We start from the raw sequence: 20,744 nt of genomic DNA on the forward strand, positions 1-20,744 counted from the left end.
GACAAAGCGATGAACGTCCCTCGTCTGCGCCACCCCGAGAAAGCCCACAAGGCCGACACGGCAATCGCCCGCAAACCGCGCTGGATTCGCAAGAAAAAGATCGAGAGCGCCGAATACTATGAAACCCGTCGCCTGATGCGGGATCACGAGCTGGCGACGGTCTGCGAAGAGGCGGCCTGCCCCAACATTGGCGAGTGCTGGTCCAAGCGCCACGCCACGATGATGATCATGGGCGAAATCTGCACCCGTGGATGTTCGTTCTGCAATGTGGCCACCGGCCGGCCGGACGCGCTTGACGTTTTCGAACCGGGTCGTGTTGCTGCTGCCGTCAAAAAGCTTGGCCTGCGCCACGTGGTCATCACCAGCGTGGACCGCGATGATCTGGCGGACGGTGGCGCCGATCACATGGCCCAGACCATCCGCGCCGTGCGCCACCAGAACCCGGGCACAACGATCGAGGTTCTGACGCCGGACTTTCTTGGCAAGGGCGCATCGGCAGACGTTGTATTCGAGGCCGCGCCTGACGTGTTCAACCACAACCTTGAAACCGTACCGCGCCTCTATCCGACGGTACGTCCCGGCGCGCGCTATTATCAATCGTTGCGCCTGCTGGACGATGCCAAACGCGCCAACCCCGAGCTGTTCACCAAGTCCGGCCTGATGGTCGGCCTTGGGGAAACGATGGAGGAAGTGCGTCAGGTGATGGACGACCTACGTGCGGCGAACGTCGATTTCCTGACCGTGGGACAATACCTGCAACCCACCCCGAAACACCACCCGGTCGACCGTTTCTGGACACCGGAGGACTTTGCCCGACTGGAACAACTGGCCCGCGCCAAGGGCTTTCTGCACGTCTCGGCCACGCCGATGACGCGCTCGTCGTTCCACGCGGATGAAGATTTTGCCGCCCTCAAACAGGCCCGCCAGCTGGCATTGGCCAAAGGGGCATAACCAAGACGCAATTGGGAGGAATATCCATGGAAGCGTTGAATTCAATCGTAGGGGCCATCAATGGCGTCGTATGGGGGCCGCTGATGCTGGTTCTCATCCTCGGCGTCGGCTTCTTTCTGCAAGTCGGCCTGAAGTTCATGCCAATCCTCAAGCTGGGCACTGGCTTCAGCTTGCTTTTCAAGGGCCGTGAAGGTCAGGGCGAAGGGCAGATCAGCCCATTCAACGCGCTGATGACCTCGCTCTCGGCCACCATCGGGACCGGCAACATTGCCGGTGTTGCCACCGCTGTCTTCTTGGGCGGTCCAGGCGCCCTGTTCTGGATGTGGATGACCGCCTTGGTAGGCATGGCAACCAAGTACGCCGAAGCCGTTCTCGCCGTGAAATACCGCGAGCAGGACGAGTTGGGCAACTACGTCGGTGGCCCGATGTACTACATCAAGAACGGTCTTGGCGCCAAGTGGGCCTGGCTGGGTGTTGCTTTTGCCCTGTTCGGCGCAATCGCGGCCTTCGGCATCGGCAATGGCGTTCAGGCCAACGGTGTGGCGCAGGTTCTCGAAGCCAACTTCGGCCTCAACACCTCGGTCACCGGCGTTGTCCTGATGATCCTGACCGCAGCCGTGATCCTTGGCGGCATCACCCGCATCGGTGCGGTTGCAGGTAAGCTCGTGCCGTTCATGGCCGTTGCCTACATCATCGCCGGCCTGCTGGTTCTGCTGATCAACATCGGCAACATCGGTTACGCGCTGAACCTCGTGTTCACCCACGCCTTCACCCCTTCGGCTGCCGAAGGCGGCTTTGCCGGTGCGGCGGTCTGGATGGCGATCCGCTTTGGTGTGGCACGCGGTGTCTTCTCGAACGAAGCCGGTCTGGGCTCGGCCCCGATCGCACACGCGGCAGCCTCGACCAAAGGTCCGGTCAACCAGGGCCTGATCGCGATGCTGGGCACCTTCATCGACACCATCATCGTCTGCTCGATCACCGGTCTGGCGATCATCGCCTCGGGCGCTTGGACTTCGGGTGAAAGCGGCGCGGCTCTGACCTCGCTGGCATTCGAGACCACCCTGCCCGGCATCGGCGGTTACTTGATCGCCATCGCACTGTCGATCTTTGCCTTCACCACCATCCTCGGCTGGTCGTTCTACGGCGAGAAATGCGTGGGCTTTCTGATGGGGCACAAGATCCTGATGGTCTACCGCATCGCATGGATCGTGATGATCTACTTCGGCGCAACTGCGGACCTCGGCTTTATCTGGCTGCTGGCAGATACGCTGAACGCCATGATGGCCATCCCGAACCTGATCGCCCTCGCGCTTCTGAGCCCGGTTGTCTTCAAGCTGACCAAGGCGTTCTTCGCATCGAACGGCGCTTCGGAAAGCGGTGAGACCGCGGCCAAATAATCTTCGCTGGGGGCCGCCCGTGCGGCCCCCGCTATCCAAAAGACATTCCCTTTCGAGGAGACAACAGATGGCGACTAAAATCCTGCTTCCGCTTGACCACACCGATGACCGTTCGTGGAAAAAAGCACTGCCGCTTGCCCTCGAGCAGGCCAAATTCTACGGCGCCGAACTGCACGCGGTAGAAGTCATTCCCGAGATCATCCAGCTGCCGAACCTGCCCGAAGGTTATGGCGCGGGCGCCAAGGATTTCGTGCGAGGCAAGATCGAAGCGATCCTCGCGGCCAACGATGCGGCCCATGTGCCCGTGCATATTCAGGAAGGCAGCGTGTACCGCGAAATCCTCAAGCTGGCCCACAAGGACGGCTATGACCTGATCATCATGGCCTCGGCCAAAGGTGATTTCCCGAACTACGAGATCGGCCCGAACCTTGCCCGCGTGGTGCGCAATGCCCACTGCACGGTCACCGTTGTCCGTGACTGATCGTTCATACTCCAACTCAGGAAAGGCCTCGTCATGACAGACGCGCCCAAACGCACCCCGCTTTATGACCTGCACGTCGAACTCGGCGGCAAGATGGTCGACTTTGCCGGCTGGGAAATGCCGGTCCAATATCCCATGGGCATCATGGGCGAACACAAGCAATGCCGTGAAAAGGCCGCGCTGTTTGACGTGAGCCATATGGGCCAGGTGATCCTGCGCGGCGAGAACGTCGGCGAAAAGCTGGAAACCCTTTGCCCGCAGGCCTATGCCACCCTCAAGGAAGGCAAGGCGCGCTACGGTTTCTTCACCAACGAAGACGGCGGCATCATGGATGACCTGATCGTCTCGAACGCCGGCGATCACTACTTCGTCGTGGTCAACGCCGCCCTGCGCCATCAAGACATTCCGCATATGCAGGCCAACCTGGACGGCGTCGAGGTCACCGAGATCTTCGACCGTGCCCTGGTGGCCGTGCAAGGCCCGAAAGCCGAAGACGTGGTGGGCGACCTCTGCCCGGCAGCGCGTGAGCTGAAGTTCATGGAAACCACTGTCGCAGACATCCTCGGCGTCGAGTGCCGGATTTCGCGTCTCGGCTATACCGGCGAAGACGGCTACGAAATCTCGATCCCGGAAGACAGGGCCATCGAAGTCTCGCGCGCCTTCCTCGCCCACGACGACTGTGAACCCGCAGGCCTTGGTGCGCGCGACAGCCTGCGCCTCGAAGCCGGTCTCTGCCTTTATGGCAACGATATCGACCAGTCGACCTCGCCGATCGAAGCCTCGCTGGGCTGGGCGATCCAGAAACGCCGCAAGGAAGAAGGCGGTTTCCCGGGCGCAGCGCGGGTTCAGAAAGAACTGGCTGAAGGCGCTGCCAAGAAACTGGTTGGCATCAAGCCGGAAGGCCGCGCACCGGCCCGTCAGGGTGTCGAGGTGCAATGCCTTGAGGGCAACACCATCGGCGCGATCACCTCGGGCGGCTTTGGCCCGACCGTCGGCGCCCCTGTCGCCATGGGCTATGTTTCGGCAGGCCATGGTGAGCCCGGCGAGAAAGTGAACCTCATCATTCGCGGCAAGGCACAAACGGCGGAAATCGTCGCCCTGCCCTTTGTTACCCAAAACTACAAACGCTAAGGCATCAGGAGAATATCCATGACCACCTATTACTCGGAAGAACATGAATGGGTCACCGTTGAAGGCGACATCGCCACCGTCGGCATCACCCAACACGCCGCCGACCAACTGGGCGAGATCGTTTTCGTCGAACAGAAAGAAGCCGGTGACGACTTTGAAAAAGGCGACGAGATCGGCGTGATCGAATCCGTCAAGGCGGCTTCGGAAATCTATGCGCCGGTGGACGGCGAAGTTGTCGAAGCCAACGAAGCCCTGGCTGACAATCCCGGCGCCCTGAACGACGCCCCGGAAGGCGATGCCTGGATCTACAAGATCAAGCTGGCGGACGCCGCACAGCTCGACGATCTGATGGATCTGGACGGCTACAAAGCCCTGATTGGTTGATCTGACAGCCTCGCGGCGCAGGTCGCGGGGCCCTCTTTCGTTTTCAAAGGATCGGACAATGGCATTCGAACTGACGACCTACCAAGCCTATGACTTTGCCAACCGTCGCCACATCGGCCCCTCGCCCAGCGAAATGGACGAGATGCTGAAGGTGATCGGTTTTGACACGCTGGACGCACTGATTGATGCGACCGTGCCCCCCGCCATCCGCCAGCAGGAACCGCTGGAGTGGGGGGACGCGATGTCGGAGCGCGACGCGCTGTTCCACATGAAAGAGATCGCGAGCAAGAACAAGGTTCTGACCTCGCTGATCGGCCAGGGTTACTATGGCACCACCACGCCGGCCCCGATCCTGCGCAACATCCTCGAGAACCCCGCCTGGTACACGGCCTATACCCCCTACCAGCCGGAAATCTCGCAGGGTCGTCTCGAGGCGTTGTTGAACTTCCAGACCATGGTCAGCGACCTGACCGGCCTTGATATCGCGAACGCCTCGCTTCTGGACGAAGCCACCGCCGCGGCCGAAGCCATGGCCATGGCACACCGCAGCTCGCGGTCCAAGGCCAACAACGCGGCCTTCTTCGTCGACAAGAACTGCCACCCGCAAACGGTGGCCGTGATCAAGACCCGCGCCGAGCCTCTGGGCATCGACGTGCATGTGGCCGATCCGGACGAGTTGGACGCGGGCGCGGTGTTTGGCGCGATCTTCCAGTATCCCGGGACCCACGGCCACGTACGTGATTTTTCCAAGGAAATCGCGGCCATTCACGAGCACAAGGGCATCGCTGTTGTCGCCGCCGATATCCTTGCGCTGGCGCTGCTGAAGTCGCCCGGTGAAATGGGCGCGGACATTGCCATCGGCTCGACCCAGCGTTTTGGCGTCCCGATGGGCTATGGTGGCCCGCACGCCGCTTACATGGCGACCACGGACAAGCTGAAGCGGGCCATGCCCGGCCGTATCATCGGTGTGTCGATCGACGCCCGTGGCAACAAGGCCTACCGTCTGGCCTTGCAAACCCGCGAACAGCACATCCGCCGCGAAAAGGCGAACTCGAACGTCTGTACCGCCCAGGCGCTTCTGGCAGTGATCGCGTCGATGTATGCGGTCTATCACGGTCCCGACGGCATCAAGGCGATTGCACAATCCGTGCACCGCAAGACCGCGCGCCTTGCCGCTGGTCTCGAAGAGGCTGGTTTCGCAATCGAACCGGACGTGTTCTTTGACACGATCACCGTCGAAGTGGGCGCGTTGCAGAACACCGTGATGGAAGCGGCTGTCGCCCGTGGCATCAACCTGCGCAAGGTAGGTGAGACCAAGGTCGGCATCTCGCTCGACGAACAGACCCGTTCGGAAACCATCGAAGCGGTCTGGGGGGCCTTTGGCATCCAGAAGACGGACGACAGCGAAGCCAACCGCTTCTACCGCCTGCCCGAGGAAAACCTGCGTCACAGCGAATATCTGACCCACCCGATCTTCCACAAGAACCGGGCCGAGGCAGAGATGACCCGCTACATGCGTCGCCTGGCGGATCGTGACCTCGCGCTGGACCGTGCGATGATCCCGCTTGGCTCGTGCACCATGAAGCTGAACGCGACCATCGAGATGATCCCGGTCACCTGGCCGGAATTCGGCAACCTGCACCCCTTCTGCCCGGAAGATCAGGCCGCCGGTTATCACGAGATGATCCGCGACCTGAACGAGAAACTGTGTCAGGTCACCGGCTATGACGCGATCAGCCAGCAGCCGAACTCGGGTGCGCAAGGTGAATACGCGGGTCTTCTGACCATCCGCAACTACCACATGGCCAATGGTCAGGGGCACCGCAACGTCTGCCTGATCCCGACCTCGGCGCATGGCACCAACCCGGCCTCGGCACAGATGGTTGGCTGGAAAGTGGTTCCCGTGAAGGCGGACGACGATGGCAACATCGACGTCGCGGACTTCCGCGCCAAGGCGATCCAGCACGGTGACAATCTTGCTGCCTGCATGATCACCTACCCGTCGACCCATGGCGTGTTCGAAGAAACCGTTCAGGAGGTCTGCGACATCACCCACGAACATGGCGGCCAGGTCTATATCGACGGCGCCAACATGAACGCGATGGTGGGTCTGTCTCAGCCGGGCAAGATCGGCGGCGACGTTTCGCACCTGAACCTGCACAAGACCTTCTGCATTCCGCATGGCGGTGGCGGCCCCGGCATGGGACCGATCGGCGTCAAGGCACATCTGGAAGAGCACCTTCCCGGTCACCCGGAGTACGGCACCGCCGTTGGCCCGGTCTCGGCGGCACCCTTCGGCTCGCCGTCGATCCTGCCGGTCAGCTGGGCTTACCTCCTGCTGATGGGCGGTGCTGGCCTGACGCAGGCGACCAAGGTGGCGATCCTGAACGCCAACTACATTGCGGCGCGCCTGAAGGATCACTACCCGGTGCTCTACACCTCGACCACCGGTCGCGTGGCGCACGAGTGCATTCTCGACACCCGTCCGCTCAACGACGAAGGCGGTGTGACCGTGGATGACGTGGCCAAGCGCCTTGTCGACTCGGGCTTCCACGCGCCGACCATGTCCTGGCCCGTGGCTGGCACGCTGATGGTCGAGCCGACGGAATCCGAGCCCAAGGAAGAGATCGACCGTTTCTGCGAGGCGATGATCTCGATCCGCAAGGAAGCGCAGGACATCATCGACGGCAAGATCGACGCCGAGAACAACCCGCTGAAGAACGCGCCGCACACGGTACGTGACCTCGTCGGGGAATGGGATCGTCCCTACTCGCGCGAACAGGCCTGCTTCCCTCCGGGCAACCTTGGCGTGGACAAGTACTGGTCTCCGGTCAACCGCGTGGACAACGCCTATGGCGACCGCAACCTGATCTGCACCTGCCCGCCGATGTCGGACTACGAAGAGGACGCATAACCAAACTGGCTTCCGGCGGCACCCGTCGCCGGAAGCTTCCCTTGTCTTATCAGACCCAAGGAGGCGCCTTAATGACCCAGCAATCCCAGGTAACGCAGATCGGCCGTGCCGACGGGGACACCCTCGTGCCAAAGCAGACGCGCCACTTTCACATTTATTCCCAAGGCAGTCTCGAAACGGCAAGTGCACATCTCCTGGCCTCGATCCTGCGCGCAGCGAACCAGATCGCGGAAACCCCGCTCTACGACGTGGAACTGCACGACAGGTTCACCCGGCCAACACCGGATTTTCGCAAGTTCCAGACAGTTGTCTTTCTTGGCGGCGTCGACAGCCGCTGGCGGCTGGACGCCAACAATCGCGAAACGCTGCGCAAGATCTTCATCGGGGCGGACCGTATTGTTCTGGTGGGCAGCGCCGCCTACCTCCTGCGCGAAGTCGGAATGCACGACCGAAGCTGCCTTGCCATCCATCCGAACTTTCTTGCGCCGATGTCAGAAGAGTTTCCGGACCAGCAGGTTGCGTCGGCCCCGACCTCGGTTCAGGGGCGGATCTGTAGCGCGATCAGTGGGCTTGCGGCCCAGTCACTGTTCATGGACTTGCTGCGCAAGGATCAGGGCGAACACACCGCCCGCGCCGTTGGCGTGCATCTCGGCCTAGAGGAAGCGTCGACAAAACCCGTAAACAGCGCCGCGTGGAAATACGTGCAGCGCTCGAACGGCGACCGGATTGTCTGCAACGCGCTCAAGGCGATGAACTCGCATATCGAAGACCCGCTTCCGATAGACGAGATCGCCCGCCGTGTCGGCACCTCGGTGCGTCAGGTCCAACGCCGGTTCAAGGCCAAGACCGACCTCTCGCCTCAGGCCGTGTACCGCGATATTCGCCTGCAATACGCCCAAAACCTGCTGTCACGCTCGGACATGGCCGTCTTGGACGTGGCGGTTGCGTCAGGTTTCCAGAACTACGCGACCTTTGTCGAAAACTTCAAGAAAGCCTTTGGCATCTCCCCGACACGCATGCGCAAGGCCCGTTTCTTCGGTGCCGAAACAGCCAATCCACGGGTCAGCGCCGCCTCGCGATAAGATCACGCTCCCAGCTCGGTCTCGAGCATCCGGGCGAACTGCGCAATCATTTCGCGGGTATAGTCGGTCGAGTCGACGAAGTTCTGATGCAGGATCAGCCCCCGGCAGAAGGTGCGCACCAGTGCCCAGAGCATCTCGGCCTGATCGGTCTTGCGTCCGTGGGCGCGCAGGACGTCGCGAAAGGCCAGACCAACGTCACGGTCCCACGCCTGCAGCATGGGTGAAAGCATCTCCTGCAACTCGGTATCGGTGCGACAGGCAAGCAGGATCTCAAGGAAGGCGCGGCCACCCTGGTTGTCCGCCACCCTGCTCCACATTTCAAAGACAAGGTCTTCGATGTCGGGCATCGGGCCGCCACCTGATTGCAACTCGGTCAGGGGCCGCGTTGCGTTTTCAAGAAGCCAGACACTTGTCGCGACAATCAGCGATTGCTTGTTGGGGAAATGGTGGGTCAGCGCCCCGCGCGACACCCCGGCACTGTCCTGCACTTTCGAAATCGTGGTTTCGGCATAGCCGAATTCATCAAGGCACTTCACCGTTGCCTTGATCACCATGACCTGCGTTTCACGCGAGCGGCGCTCCTGAAGGGTTTCCGCCTGTTCCTGCGTCGGTCGTGACACCACGTTCCTCCGATCCTTTTCCTTGGTCTAGCCGTTGACAGGTCTGGTTTCAACGTGCAACAAACCGAACGTACGTTCTGTTACAGGACAAAAAGTCTGAATACGCCGATATGGAGGAGATCGACGTGGCAGGAAAACTGACGATTGGCGGTGCCTCGGGCTTCTGGGGGGAAACGGCCCAGTCGGTGCCCCAATTGCTTTTGCATGAAAGTCTGGATGTGCTTGTCTTCGACTATCTGGCCGAAATCACCATGTCGATCCTCGCCCGCGCCAAGGCAAAGGACGAAACCGCCGGCTATGCGCGCGACTTCGTGGCCGATGTCATGGCCCCCAACCTGTGCGACATCGCCAAGCGGAACATCAAGGTGCTTTCGAATGCCGGTGGTCTCAATCCTGCGGCCTGCGCCAGGGCGTTGCAAACCGAAATCACGCGCCTTGGTCTGGATCTCAAGGTGGCGACGGTCGAGGGTGATGACCTCATGCCACGGCGCGACCGGTACACGGACAGGCGCGAGATGTTTTCCGGCAGCGCCTTTCCCGATGCCGACAAGATCACCTCGATGAATGCCTATTTCGGTGCAGGCCCGATCATCGCCGCGCTGGATGCGGGGGCTGATATCGTGATCACCGGACGCTGCGTGGACAGTGCGCTCACGCTTGCGGCGGCGGCGCATCACTTCGGCTGGGGCATGGACGACTTTGACAGGCTGGCAGCGGGGTCGCTTGCGGGCCACCTGCTGGAATGCGGACCACAAGCGACGGGTGGCAACTTTACCGACTGGCAAGAGTCCGGTGATCTGGCCACGATTGGCTATCCGGTGATCGAAATCGAAGATGACGGCGCGATCACGATGACCAAACCGGCCGGAACCGGCGGTTGCGTGACTCCGGCCAGCGTCGCGGAACAGATGCTTTATGAAATCGGCGACCCGCGGGCATATGTTCTGCCAGACGTCACCTGTGATTTCTCGGAAGTAAAGTTGGAACAAGAGGACGCAACCCGCGTACGCATCACCGGCGCGAAGGGGCAATCCCCGACAGGCCAGTTGAAGGTATCCCTCACCCATATGAACGGCTACCGCGCCGGGCACGTGTTTTTCTTCAACGGGCGTGACGCGCGCCGCAAGGCCGAGAGTTATGCCAACATGGGGCTGGCACGGGCGCGGGCAAAGATGGCGCAATTGGGGGTGCCGGAGTTCTCGGACGTCTGTGTCGAGACCTTTGGCGGCGTGGCCGGACCGGATGGATACGAGGAAATCACCCTCAAGACTGCGGTACGTCACGAGGATGCCCGCGCCGTCGGCCTGTTCCTCAAGGAGACCATGGGCGCGGCGCTGGCGACACCGCCGGGGATGCACATGTTCACCGGCGGCGGACGGCCCCGCCCCTCGCCCGTTGTCGAACTGTTTTCCTTTCTGGTGCCCGCCGAAGACGTGCAACTCTCCGTCACGCTAGAGGACGTGGCCGTACCTTTCGAAGCGCCAACACCCCTCCCCTCGCAGTCACACACCCCACCTGCGCCGGAACCCGAAATCGTGACAACCACTGCCCCTCTCACCGCAGTCCCCCTTGAGCGTCTGGCCTGGGCGCGGTCGGGCGACAAGGGGGACAAGGCCAACATCGGCGTCATCGCCCGCGATCCGGAATTCATGCCGTGGATCTGGCAGGCGCTGACCCCGGAAAGGGTTGCCGACGTGTTCGGAAACTTGATTCAAGGGCCGGTTGAGCGCTTCTATCTACCCGGAACACATTCGATGAACCTCCTGCTGCACGCGGCGCTTGGCGGAGGGGGCGTTGCCAGCCTGCGCAATGACCCGCAAGCCAAGAGCTTTGCACAGGTTCTGTTGAACACGTCGGTCCCGATCCCGAGCGACCGGTTGACGCATGACATGAAAGGAGCGCCCGATGCGCTTTGAGACCAAGGTGATTGTCGGCTCTCCCGACTTTGAAACCCGCAAACAGGAGATGCTGGCGCTGATTGACAGGTTGCGCGCGCTTGAAGCGCGGGCCCCACAGCTGTCGGAACAGCGTCGTGCGCGCATGAAAGAGCGCGGCCAGATGACACCGCGCAAGCGCCTGTCTGCCTTGCTTGATCCCGGCCTGCCGTTCGTCCAGCTGCACAGCCTTGCGGGATACATGGCTGATGGAGAGACCGAGGAAAAAAGTGTTCCCGGCTCGTCGCTCATTGCCGGAATAGGCTTTGTCTCCGGCACCCGTTGCATGATCCTTGTCGATGACTCGGGCATTAAGGCCGGTGCGATGGGGCGGAAGACCGTCGATGTGGTGCTGAGCGTTCAGGAGATGGCGCTCAAGCAGAAACTGCCGTTCATTCACCTCGTGGAAAGCGCAGGCGCCAACCTGATGGAATATCAGGTCTCGCTCTGGGCGCATGGGGGGGCAATGTTCCGCAACCTTGCGCGCCTGAGCGCGGCAGGCATCCCCAACATCGCCCTGTTGCATGGCCCGTCCACGGCGGGTGGGGCCTACATGCCGGGCCTTGCCGACTATGTGGTGGGCGTAAAGAAAAACGGCATGGCGGCGCTGGCGGGCGCGGCGCTGGTCAATGCGGCGACGGGCGAGACAGCAAATGACCGCGACCTTGGCGGTTCGGAAATGCACGCGGCCACCTCGGGGCTTGTCGAATACCTGGCAGAGGATGATGCGCATGGGATTGAACAGGTCCGCGCCATTGTCGGCCAGTTGCACTGGAACCGCGACAGCAAACCGATGCCAGCTGACGCCCAAGCCCCGCTTTATGCGCCCGAGGAACTGGCCGGAGTGGTTCCGGCCGACTATCGCATCCCCTATGACGTGCGCGAGGTCGTGGCCCGTATCGTCGATGGCTCTGACTTCCTTGATTTCAAACCGGATTTCGGCGCGGCAACGGTCTGTATGCAGGCCGCCATTCACGGCATGGCGGTTGGCCTGATCGGCAACAACGGCCCGATTGATCCGGCAGGTGCCAACAAGGCGGCGCAGTTCATCCAACTGTGCGACCAGTCCGATACCCCGTTGATATTCCTGAACAATACGACCGGATTCATGGTCGGCACCCAGTATGAACAGGCCGGCATGATCAAGCACGGCTCCAAGATGATCCAGGCAGTGACCAACGTCGAGGTGCCCAAGATCGCGCTCTACATCGGTGCGAGTTTCGGGGCAGGCAACTATGGCATGTCGGGCTATGCCTACGAGCCGGACTTCCTGTTTTCATGGCCCAATGCCCTGACCGGCGTCATGGGCGGCGAACAGGCGGCGCGGACAATGGACGTGGTGGCGCGTGCGGGCGCAAGGCGCAAGGGGGTCGAGGTGGACGAGACCCGTCTCAAGGCCCAGTTCGACGCCATCAAGGCCCATTTCGACGGGCAGTCGGACGCCTTCTATACCTCTGGGCAATGCCTTGATCACGGCGTGATCGACCCGCGCGACACCCGGCGCATTCTGGGCTTCTGCCTTGCGACCTGCCGCGAGGCGCGACAGCGCAGCCTGAAACCGAATTCCTATGGCGTGGCGAGGTTCTGATCATGACAAACGCACAGACCTCTTTTGACAGGATCCTGATTGCCAACCGCGGCGAGATTGCCGTGCGCGTGATCCGCACGGCGCGGGATCTTGGCCTGAAAGCGGTGGCCGTTTACACCACCGCCGATGCCCTTTCCCCCCATGTCGCCCTTGCCGACGACGCCGTTCTGATCGGCGATGGTCCGGTTGGGGACAGCTATCTTGATGCGGATAAAATCCTAGCCGCAGCAAGACAAACCGGTGCCGGTGCGATCCATCCCGGATACGGGTTTCTTTCCGAAAATGCCGCCTTCGCCGAGGCTGTTTCGGATGCCGGGCTGGTCTTTATCGGCCCCTCGCCCACTGCGATCCGCGCGATGGGCAACAAGGCCGAGGCCAAGCGCCTGATGATCGCGGCGGGGGTGCCTTGTGTTCCGGGCTACGAGGGTGCGGATCAGTCAGACGCGGCCCTGATCACCGCCGCGCAGGACATCGGTTTTCCGATCATGGTCAAGGCCTCTGCCGGAGGCGGCGGGCGCGGTATGCGCCTTGTAACCGAACCCGGCCAGTTGCCAGATGCGCTTGCCCTTGCACGGTCGGAAGCCCAGAACGCCTTTGGGTCGGGTGAGTTGATCCTCGAGAAAGCCATCATCGCCCCGCGTCACGTCGAGGTTCAGGTCTTTGCCGATCAGCACGGCACCTGCCTGCACCTTGGAGAGCGCGACTGCTCGGTGCAGCGCCGCCATCAGAAAGTTGTCGAAGAAGCCCCCTGCCCGATCATGACACCGGACCTGCGGGACAGGATGGGCGCTGCGGCGGTCAATGCGGCAAAGGCCGTCGATTATTACGGCGCCGGAACCGTTGAGTTTCTGCTCGATGACGCCGGAGAGTTCTATTTCCTCGAGATGAACACCCGTCTTCAGGTCGAACATCCGGTGACGGAACTGGTGACGGGACAGGATCTCGTTGCCCTGCAGATCGCCGTTGCGCAGGGCGCGCCCCTGCCCTTCTCGCAGGACGACGTGATCTTGCAGGGCCACGCCATCGAAGTGCGCCTCTATGCCGAAGACCCCGCCAATGATTTCCTGCCCACGATCGGACCGATCGACCTTTGGCAACCGGCAACAGGCGACGGGGTGCGCATTGATGCAGGCATTCGCGAAGGTCAGGAGGTCTCGCCCTTCTACGATCCGATGCTGGCCAAGATCATCGCCTTTGGCCCCAACCGCGAGGTGGCTCGGCAGCGGTTGATCAGGGCGGTTGAGGAGACGGCGCTGCTCGGGACCACCACAAACGCCGCCTTCCTGATCGACGTTCTGAAAACACCCGAGTTCGTCGCCGGGCAGGCCACCACCGCCTTGCTGGAAACTGCCTATCCCGACGGCGTGTCGGACGCAGGAACTCAGACACAGGATTTCGCCTTGGCGGCGGCCCTGATGTCGGAAGCAGACAAACAGGCGGCGCTTGAAAAGGTCGGTCACGTCACGACAGACCAGCTGCACTGGTCCAGCGCGCCACTCGTTGCCGCAGATATGCTGCTTTCATCGGGCGAGACCCGGATGCAGCTGGAAATCTCCGCTTGTTCAAACGGATGGCGCGTCCACGCGGATGAGGACGAGATAACCGTTGCGATGGAAGAGCTCACCTCTACCAACGTGCACGCCAAGATCGCGAGCCAGATCCTTTGCGCCCGCTATGTCCTCAAAGGCGACCAGCTGGCGCTCTGGCGTGACGGGCGTCAGATCACGGTTGACCGCCAACGCCCCGGCCAAAGGCCCGAGGATCGCGCAGCCAACGGGCAAATCACCGCCCCGATCCCCGGGCTTGTCCAGTCCCTCACGGTTCAGGAGGGCGCGCAGGTGGCCAAGGGAGAGACGCTGGCGGTTCTGGAGGCCATGAAGATGCAGCACCAGATCATGGCAGACATCGCGGGCCGTGTGTCCGCAGTTCATGTTGCCGAAGGACAGCAACTTGGCAACGGGCAGATCATTATAGAAATCGAGGCCGAGACATGAGCACCGACGCAATCACGCTCCAGCAGGCAACAGACTTCCATGACGAAAGCGAGGCGCTCGCCAAGCTTCTGGAGGCCCTGCCCGCGGGTCAATGGGATCAGACCACCCAGTTCAAGGGCTGGACGATCAATGACGTCATCACGCACCTGCATTTCTGGAACAAGGCCGCCGACCTTTCCCTGAGGTCGCCAAAGGAGTTCAGGGCCTACGTGACGTCTCTCATGCGCGAGATTCCGACGCGCGGCATGCGTGCCATCGAGAATGACGAGATTGCGGAACGTGGTCCGGATCTTTTCCACGCGTGGCAAGTGCTTTACCGCGACATGCCTCCAAGGTGGCAGGCACTTGACCCGAAGGCCCGTTTGCAATGGGCGGGTCCGGAAATGTCCGCGCGCTCCATGATGACGGCACGACAGATGGAGACATGGGCGCATGGCCAGGAGATTTTCGACCTGCTTGGCGCGCAGCAGCCGCAAAGCGACCGCATCCGCAACATCGTTGTTCTGGGCGTCAACACCTTCGGATGGTCACACAAGGTGCATGGCCAGAACGTGCCCGATCAGTTGCCTGCAATCTCGTTAACCGCCCCCTCCGGAGCGATCTGGCAGTTTGGCGACGACGGGCAGGACAATGCGATCACCGGCGATGCTATCGAATTCGCGCAGGTCGTCACCCAGACCCGCAACATCGCGGACACCAGCCTGACGGTCACCGGCGAGATCGCAAGCGGATGGATGCAGATCGCCCAGTGCTTTGCCGGCCCGCCTGAAACACCGCCCGCCAAGGGCACGCGTTTTACAGCCCCTTGAGAAAACAAAACCGACCTATTGAGGAGCCCCCCATGCTGCGCAATTCCCCCGCCGACATGTCGTTCGGCCTGACACCGGAACTTGAGGAAATCCGCGACACCGTTGGCCGCTGGGTCGATGACAAGATCGTCCCCCGAGCCGAGGAGATCGACCGCAGCAACGACTTTCCCGCCGATCTTTGGCCAGAGCTGGGGCAAATGGGCCTTCTTGGGATCACCGCACCCGAGGAATTCGGTGGATCGGGTCAGGGCTACATGGCGCAGGTCCTCGTGTCCGAGGAAATCTCTCGCGGTTCGGCCTCGGTCGGCCTGTCCTACGGGGCGCATTCGAACCTCTGTGTGAACCAGATCACGCTGAACGGATCGCAGGACGTGAAGGCGCGGTTCCTGCCGAAACTATGTTCCGGCGAACATATCGGCGCCCTCGCGATGTCCGAAAGCGGCGCAGGATCAGACGTGGTTGCCATGAAACTACACGCCGAAAGGCGCGGGGATCGGTTCATTCTGAACGGCACCAAGATGTGGATCACCAATGGCCCGGTGGCCGACACCCTGGTTGTCTATGCCAAAACCCGCCCCGAGGCAGGTCCGCACGGCATCACCGCCTTTATCGTCGAGAAGGGTTTCAAGGGATTTTCGGTCGCGCCCAAGCTCGACAAGCTGGGTATGCGGGGGTCGGACACCGGGGAGCTGATCTTCGAAGACTGCGAAGTGCCCGAAGAAAACATTCTAGGCGTAGAGAACGAAGGTGTCAAAGTCCTGATGAGCGGTCTGGATTATGAACGCACCATCCTGACCGCAGGCCCGATCGGCATCATGCGCGCCGCTCTGGACATCGCGCTGGACTATGTGCACCAGCGCGAACAGTTCGGACAGCCCATCGGCGAATTCCAACTGGTGCAGGCCAAGATTGCCGACATGTATGCCAGCATGAACGCGTCACGCTCTTATGCGTACATGCTGGCGATGGCTGCGGACCGCGGAGAAATCACCCGTCAGGATGCGGCAGCATGCGCCCTCTTTGCCTCGGAAGCCGCCACGCGCGTTGCTCTCGACGCGATTCAGCTGCTCGGCGGGAACGGCTATATCAACGACTATCCGACCGGACGGCTGCTGCGGGATGCCAAGCTGTTCGAGATCGGGGGCGGAACTTCTGAAATCCGGAGGATCCTGATTGGTCGCGAGCTGTTCAAGGCCACTGGCTAGGCCAATCTTGCCGCATTGGTTCCAAACCGGCAACGAAGCGTTTCCCGACTTTGGGGCGTGAGCCTCAAAACGAACAGCTTTCGCCCCAAATTCGCCCCACATGGCAGGTCTTCTTCTCGAGACTGTAAGAGGAACCCTGTATGCGAGTGTCTGCTTTACTTACCGCGGCAATGTTGCTGCTTCCGGGCCAGATGTCTGCCGAAACGGCCACTGGTGCCTATAGCGCCAATGTAAAAGAAGCGGCCGTCGGGCGCCTGCTTGTGTCTGGGGTGGCCATGTGTACCGGGGCGCTTGTCTCGTCGGACCTTGTCCTGACGGCCGCGCACTGCCTTTACGATCCCTATACGGGCAAGAAAATCACACCGAACAAGATCCAGTACCAGGCCGGCCTGCGGGGCGGCAAGGCCAAGGCCGTGCGGCAGGTGTCGCATACCAAGCAACACCCCCGCTATCGTCATGGCACCACGGCCGCCAACCGCAAGGTGGGCTATGATCTCGCGCTGCTGCGCCTCGAACGCCCGATCGCTTCGGATGCGGTACTGCCGTTGCGCTACCAGACCGGCCTGAAACGCGGCGACCGTCTCGGCGTGCTCTCCTACGCGATTTCCAACGCGGGTGAGCCGGCGATGGAGTTCCCCTGCCAGGTTCTGGCCCGTCGCGGCGAGACGCTGGTGATGTCCTGCGAGGTTGATTTCGGGGCCTCCGGCGCGCCGGTTCTGGCCCTCAACAAGGACAACCGCCCCACGGTGGTCTCGGTGGTCTCGTCCCGCGCCGACATGGGAGGCAAACCGGTGTCGATCAGCACCACGCTCAGCGCGAGCATCCTAAAAGACCTGATGCCGGGCGGATAAGCCGCCTCAGGGTTCGCGCAGGGCTTCACGCGACTTGTAAAGCGGCTTGAGCAGGTATTGCAGAACGGTTTTTGAGCCTGTGTGCAATTCGACCTGTGCCCGCATCCCCGGACGGATTTCGATGGCCTTCTGCCGCTCGGTCATGTCCTTGGTGTCGATGGTCACGCTCACCCGGTAAAAAGGCGGCGCACGCGGATCACGCTCGTCCTCAAAAGTATCCGCCGAGATGAAATCGACCTTCCCCTTGAGCGTTCCATAGATCGTGTAGTCATAGGCCGTCAGCTTGATCGTCGCATCCTGTCCCGGCTGCACGCTGGCGATGTTTTCCGGGCGCACTCGCGCTTCGATGAACAGGTCCTCGCCCATCGGAATGATCTCGACGATTTCCTCGCCCGGACGGATCACGCCGCCAATCGTTGTCACCGCAAGGCTGTTGACGATGCCACGCATCGGGGCCGTGATCACCGTTCGGTCAAGCTGATCCTGCGCGATGCGCATCTCCTGGCGCAGCGAGGTGATCTCTTTCGTGGTTTCGGAATACTCCTCGGCCAGCCTGAGCTCGGCCTGCGTCAGGATATCCATGTAGCGCACCTCGGTTTCCGACATCTTGTCGCGCGCCTTGTTGACCTCGAGAAGGGCAACAAATTCCTTACGATAAAGGCGCTCCATGTTGGAAAGCTCTTCCTTGGCTTGTTCCAGTTGAACAAAGGCCCCTTCACGGCGGCTGTCGAGATCGGTCTGGCGGGCCTCGAGAAGGGCACGTTCTGACGACAAAATATTCGGCGAGCGTTTCGCAAGGTCGTCCGGAACCTCGAACGTAAACCGCCCCGCCCTCTCGGCCTCAAGGCGCAGGCGGCGGATTTCAAGGCCGTCAAGCTGGTCCTGAAGGTCGTCAAAGGTGGTGCGAAAGCGGGTGTCCTGTAGCGTGGCCAGAACCTGCCCTGCCTCGACAACATCGCCCTGCTGCACAGAGAGTTCCGCAAGGATGCCGCCTTCAAGGTTCTGCACGCTTTGAGACCGCGACGAGGACACAACCTGCCCGTCGGAGCGCACGATCTCGTCGATCCAGGCAAAGGCCGACCACAACAGGAAAAGTACAACCGCCACCGCGACAATTCGAATGGTCAGGCGGGACGCGCGCATCTGGTCGTCAAACAGGTCGGCGGAAGGGTGGGTCATCTCGCTCATCCGCGCTCTCCGGCGGCAAGGTGGGCCAGAACCTGTTCGCGCGGACCATCCACCACAAGACGCCCCGATTGAAGAATGAGGGTGCGGTTGCTGAGCGCAAGGATCGGCGTGCGGTGCGTCGCGATAAGGGTGGTACGCCCGTTAAGCCAGGTGCCAAGGCGGCTCACCAACGTGCGCTCAAGCGTCTGGTCCAGCGCGGCGGTGGGTTCGTCCAGCAGCACGATCGAGGGGTCTTGCAGCCAAAGCCGCGCCCAGCCAATCGACTGACGCTGACCAATGGACAGACCTTCACCCCCATCGCGCACTTCCAGATCAAGGCCTTTTGGGTGGTTGCGCAGGAACGGCCCCAACCCCGCGAAATCCAGCGCCTCCATCAGGCGGTCGTCATCGCGCTCAAGCTGGGTCAGGTTCAGGTTATCCCGCAGGGTTCCCGCAAACAGGCGCACGTCCTGTCCAAGGTAACCGATTGCACGCCTCAGATCGCGGGGATCGATCTGCGACATGTCGGTGCCATCCAACAGGATGCGCCCCTTGTCGGGGCTGTAGAGACCGGCCAGCAGCTTCAGTAGGGTCGATTTGCCCGATCCGTTCGCGCCAAGGATGGTGATCCGTTGCCCCGGCTTGATAATCACCCCCGGCACATCCAGCGTGGGCGCGGCTTCGGGATCATAGGCAAAGGTCATCTCGCGCAGTTCGAACTGCCCTTGCAGGGAGTGTCGACGCAGGTACGAGCGACCGGCCTCCTTTTCCTGCGGCGCGGTGGCGATGGTGTCGAGGCTTTCCAACGCGCCCTTCACATTGCTCCAACGCGCCAGAATGCCCGCGAACTGGGTCAGCGGAGCAAGGGTACGAGAGGTCAGGATGCCGGTGGCGATGATTGTACCGACAGTAAAGTCCCCCCGGAACACGAGGTAAGCCCCGATCACCACGGTCGCCACATAAGTCGCCTGCTGCACCCCCTGCGACCAGAAGGTCAGCATACTGCTGAGCTTGCGCTGCTCGGCCGAACTTTGCGAGGACAGCAGGTTCAGCTCGTCCCAAAGGCGCATGACCCGTTCTTCCCCGCGCTGGGTTTTTACGGTGTCGATCTCGCTGATCACCTCCTGCAAGAGACGGCCGGCCTTGGCCGAGGCCCCTTGCGTGCTGCGCGTCAGGGCGATCATCCGCTTTTGCAGCGCATAGGCGGGCAGGATCATCAACAGCCCGCCCAAGACCAGCACCCAGACCACGTTGCCCGCAATGGTGGCGACCAGAAGCAGGAAGATCGCGATGAAGGGAATATCGGCGAGAACCGAAATCGTGGAGGAGGTAAAGAAATCGCGCACCGCCCCAAAATCCCGCATGGCGGCAAAAAGGCCCGAGGGCGGCAGGGGGCGTTTGTCCGACCGCATCCCCAAAAGGCGCTGCATCAGGCGGTGTTGGATGGAAAGCTCCATCCGGCGTCCGGCGGTATCGCTCATCTTGGCCCGCGCCAGCTTGAGAACCCCTTCCAGACCGATGGCCATAAGCGCGCCAATCGCCAGCACCCAAAGCGTCGCCTCGGACTGGTGCGGGATCACGCGATCGTAAACCTGCAGCGAGAACAGCGCGACGCCCACCGCCAACAGGTTTGCCACCAGAGAGCCCAGCATGATCTCGGCCATATGGCCGCGATAGTCGCGAAACTGCCCCCAGAACCAATGCCCCCCCGCCAGTTGCGGCACGTGTCGTTCGGCAAGCTGCTTGAGGCTGACCCTGGCCGCGAGGGTGGTGCCCGCGAAATAGGGCGCAAACTCGGCCAGCGGCACCTCGGTGCGATTGTCGGGACAGGTGGCATCGAACAGGGTGAGCGTTTCATCTTCCTGCGACAGCACGAGGACAGACTGGCCATTGGTCATCCACGCAATCGCGGGCCATGAGGTCGGCTGCACCGGAACGCGCGTGGCGATACGCGGCTCGACCCCGGCATTCTGAAGCGCCTTGGCCAGCGCCTTTTCCGAGACATCACCGGGCGACGTGCTCCACATGTATTCCGCAACGTCCGAAACGGGAATTTCCGCGCCGTTCAGCGCCGCCAGTGTCGAGATCAGCGTTGCGCGATGCTGAATACGCTTGGCGGTGGTTTCGACAAGTTCCTGAAACCCGTCCACGGGGTTGGCAATGCCGGATGGCTTTGGCGCATCAACAGATGTCTGCACCTGCCGGTCCGATGGCTTGGCCTTCAGAGAATTGATCG

At 61.7% G+C, this 20,744-nt stretch carries 16 protein-coding genes; 13 read left to right on the top strand and 3 right to left on the bottom strand.

Translation table 11 applies throughout. From position 1 onward, the window contains the following. The first annotated feature begins 9 nt into the window (after positions 1 to 9). The 7 genes from lipA (at position 10) to ABWV42_RS03865 (ending at position 8,340) form a co-directional block, all read left to right on the top strand. The gene (gene lipA / locus ABWV42_RS03835; protein WP_353338950.1) at positions 10 to 951 is read left to right on the top strand and encodes a lipoyl synthase; all 942 of its coding nucleotides are present in this window, start codon (positions 10 to 12) and stop codon (positions 949 to 951) included. Between the two features lie 26 nt (positions 952 to 977). Then, positions 978 to 2,348: an alanine/glycine:cation symporter family protein gene (locus ABWV42_RS03840; protein ID WP_353338951.1), complete on the top strand. Its 1,371-nt coding sequence runs from the start codon at positions 978 to 980 to the stop codon at positions 2,346 to 2,348. Between the two features lie 67 nt (positions 2,349 to 2,415). Further along, positions 2,416 to 2,829, top strand: a complete 414-nt coding sequence (locus tag ABWV42_RS03845; RefSeq protein ID WP_255104718.1) for a universal stress protein — start codon at positions 2,416 to 2,418, stop codon at positions 2,827 to 2,829. A gap of 33 nt (positions 2,830 to 2,862) precedes the next feature. Further along, positions 2,863 to 3,960 carry a glycine cleavage system aminomethyltransferase GcvT gene (gene gcvT / locus ABWV42_RS03850; protein WP_353338952.1) on the top strand — a complete coding sequence of 366 codons (1,098 nt, stop codon included), beginning with the start codon at positions 2,863 to 2,865 and terminating at the stop codon, positions 3,958 to 3,960. 18 nt (positions 3,961 to 3,978) lie between these two features. Beyond that, positions 3,979 to 4,344, top strand: a complete 366-nt coding sequence (gene gcvH, locus ABWV42_RS03855; protein WP_255104714.1) for a glycine cleavage system protein GcvH — start codon at positions 3,979 to 3,981, stop codon at positions 4,342 to 4,344. A gap of 58 nt (positions 4,345 to 4,402) precedes the next feature. Continuing rightward, on the top strand, positions 4,403 to 7,258 hold the full coding sequence (gcvP, locus tag ABWV42_RS03860) for an aminomethyl-transferring glycine dehydrogenase (protein ID WP_353338953.1): 2,856 nt from the start codon (positions 4,403 to 4,405) through the stop codon (positions 7,256 to 7,258). 71 nt (positions 7,259 to 7,329) lie between these two features. After that, on the top strand, positions 7,330 to 8,340 hold the full coding sequence (locus tag ABWV42_RS03865) for a helix-turn-helix domain-containing protein (RefSeq protein WP_353338954.1): 1,011 nt from the start codon (positions 7,330 to 7,332) through the stop codon (positions 8,338 to 8,340). Positions 8,341 to 8,342: 2 nt separating this feature from the next. Here ABWV42_RS03865 and ABWV42_RS03870 read toward each other — a convergent pair whose 3' ends face one another. Continuing rightward, complete coding sequence (locus ABWV42_RS03870; protein WP_255104707.1) at positions 8,343 to 8,960, bottom strand: TetR/AcrR family transcriptional regulator; 618 nt, start codon at positions 8,958 to 8,960, stop codon at positions 8,343 to 8,345. Positions 8,961 to 9,085: 125 nt separating this feature from the next. Between ABWV42_RS03870 and ABWV42_RS03875 the strand changes: the two genes are divergently transcribed. The 6 genes from ABWV42_RS03875 to ABWV42_RS03900 all read left to right on the top strand — a co-directional run bounded on the left by ABWV42_RS03875 (position 9,086) and on the right by ABWV42_RS03900 (position 17,341). After that, positions 9,086 to 10,876 (top strand): acyclic terpene utilization AtuA family protein, encoded by a 1,791-nt coding sequence (locus ABWV42_RS03875; RefSeq protein ID WP_353338955.1) that lies wholly within the window; start codon positions 9,086 to 9,088, stop codon positions 10,874 to 10,876. Further along, complete coding sequence (locus ABWV42_RS03880; RefSeq protein ID WP_353338956.1) at positions 10,866 to 12,482, top strand: acyl-CoA carboxylase subunit beta; 1,617 nt, start codon at positions 10,866 to 10,868, stop codon at positions 12,480 to 12,482. The genes ABWV42_RS03875 and ABWV42_RS03880 overlap by 11 nt, the downstream gene beginning before the upstream one ends. A gap of 2 nt (positions 12,483 to 12,484) precedes the next feature. Next, positions 12,485 to 14,476, top strand: a complete 1,992-nt coding sequence (locus ABWV42_RS03885; RefSeq protein ID WP_353338957.1) for an acetyl/propionyl/methylcrotonyl-CoA carboxylase subunit alpha — start codon at positions 12,485 to 12,487, stop codon at positions 14,474 to 14,476. Beyond that, a complete protein-coding gene (locus ABWV42_RS03890) occupies positions 14,473 to 15,285 on the top strand; it encodes a TIGR03084 family metal-binding protein (RefSeq protein WP_353338958.1) in 813 nt (270 codons plus the stop codon). The genes ABWV42_RS03885 and ABWV42_RS03890 overlap by 4 nt, the downstream gene beginning before the upstream one ends. 32 nt (positions 15,286 to 15,317) lie before the next feature. After that, entirely contained in the window at positions 15,318 to 16,490 is a 1,173-nt protein-coding gene (locus ABWV42_RS03895) for an isovaleryl-CoA dehydrogenase (protein WP_353338959.1), read from the top strand. A 191-nt stretch (positions 16,491 to 16,681) separates the two neighbouring features. Beyond that, the gene (locus ABWV42_RS03900; RefSeq protein WP_353338960.1) at positions 16,682 to 17,341 is read left to right on the top strand and encodes a trypsin-like serine peptidase; all 660 of its coding nucleotides are present in this window, start codon (positions 16,682 to 16,684) and stop codon (positions 17,339 to 17,341) included. Between the two features lie 6 nt (positions 17,342 to 17,347). On the opposite strand, the gene ABWV42_RS03905 is transcribed toward ABWV42_RS03900, so the two are convergent. Together ABWV42_RS03905 and ABWV42_RS03910 are read right to left on the bottom strand one after the other, a co-directional pair. Next, positions 17,348 to 18,529: an HlyD family type I secretion periplasmic adaptor subunit gene (locus tag ABWV42_RS03905; protein WP_502930935.1), complete on the bottom strand. Its 1,182-nt coding sequence runs from the start codon at positions 18,527 to 18,529 to the stop codon at positions 17,348 to 17,350. Then, positions 18,526 to 20,670: an ATP-binding cassette domain-containing protein gene (locus tag ABWV42_RS03910; RefSeq protein ID WP_502930947.1), complete on the bottom strand. Its 2,145-nt coding sequence runs from the start codon at positions 20,668 to 20,670 to the stop codon at positions 18,526 to 18,528. Before ABWV42_RS03910 ends, ABWV42_RS03905 begins: the two co-directional genes overlap by 4 nt. Between the last annotated feature and the right edge of the window lie 74 nt (positions 20,671 to 20,744).

Origin of the sequence: Pelagimonas sp. KU-00592-HH (genome assembly GCF_040369695.1) — a bacterium.
Classification (GTDB): Bacteria; Pseudomonadota; Alphaproteobacteria; order Rhodobacterales; family Rhodobacteraceae; genus Shimia.

Coding starts and splice junctions, on each gene's coding strand:
- lipA (WP_353338950.1), top strand. CDS start 10: ATGAACGTCCCTCGTCTGCGCCACCCCGAGAAAGCCCACAAGGCCGAC.
- ABWV42_RS03840 (WP_353338951.1), top strand. CDS start 978: ATGGAAGCGTTGAATTCAATCGTAGGGGCCATCAATGGCGTCGTATGG.
- ABWV42_RS03845 (WP_255104718.1), top strand. CDS start 2,416: ATGGCGACTAAAATCCTGCTTCCGCTTGACCACACCGATGACCGTTCG.
- gcvT (WP_353338952.1), top strand. CDS start 2,863: ATGACAGACGCGCCCAAACGCACCCCGCTTTATGACCTGCACGTCGAA.
- gcvH (WP_255104714.1), top strand. CDS start 3,979: ATGACCACCTATTACTCGGAAGAACATGAATGGGTCACCGTTGAAGGC.
- gcvP (WP_353338953.1), top strand. CDS start 4,403: ATGGCATTCGAACTGACGACCTACCAAGCCTATGACTTTGCCAACCGT.
- ABWV42_RS03865 (WP_353338954.1), top strand. CDS start 7,330: ATGACCCAGCAATCCCAGGTAACGCAGATCGGCCGTGCCGACGGGGAC.
- ABWV42_RS03880 (WP_353338956.1), top strand. CDS start 10,866: ATGCGCTTTGAGACCAAGGTGATTGTCGGCTCTCCCGACTTTGAAACC.
- ABWV42_RS03885 (WP_353338957.1), top strand. CDS start 12,485: ATGACAAACGCACAGACCTCTTTTGACAGGATCCTGATTGCCAACCGC.
- ABWV42_RS03890 (WP_353338958.1), top strand. CDS start 14,473: ATGAGCACCGACGCAATCACGCTCCAGCAGGCAACAGACTTCCATGAC.
- ABWV42_RS03895 (WP_353338959.1), top strand. CDS start 15,318: ATGCTGCGCAATTCCCCCGCCGACATGTCGTTCGGCCTGACACCGGAA.
- ABWV42_RS03900 (WP_353338960.1), top strand. CDS start 16,682: ATGTCTGCCGAAACGGCCACTGGTGCCTATAGCGCCAATGTAAAAGAA.
- ABWV42_RS03905 (WP_502930935.1), bottom strand. CDS start 18,529: ATGAGCGAGATGACCCACCCTTCCGCCGACCTGTTTGACGACCAGATG.